At 47.9% G+C, this 261-nt stretch carries 1 protein-coding gene; it reads right to left on the bottom strand.

The annotated features are described in order from the left end of the window. The coding region (locus tag LJE09_RS17690; protein ID WP_227296456.1) for a DUF5131 family protein at positions 1 to 261 on the bottom strand (261 nt) is incomplete at both ends.

Below are 261 nucleotides of genomic sequence, written 5' to 3'. Positions count from 1 at the left end.
CTTCCGGCATTTCCTGAATCATATTTTCATCCCCTATGATAGGGACAAGGTCTTCTTTCATAAACACCGGAATGCCGAGCTTATGTGCCTGGTCTATCAGAGACCATGCCCATTCCGGCTCCGTATGAATCTTCCTGCTCTGAGCTCCGGTCATGGTACCCACAACGATCCAATTGATTCCGGAAAGGTCAACTGTGCCGGGATCGTCGAATAACGGCTCAAAGGTAACATGGTAATGTTTTGCTCTGACGTTTTTCCGAA

Source organism: Blautia sp. DFI.3.45 (genome assembly GCF_020593505.1).
In the GTDB taxonomy this organism is placed as follows: domain Bacteria; phylum Bacillota; class Clostridia; order Lachnospirales; family Lachnospiraceae; genus Blautia_A; species Blautia_A wexlerae.
Note: the sequence above shows the minus strand (reverse complement) of the source record. Positions and strands in the feature narration are given on the sequence as shown.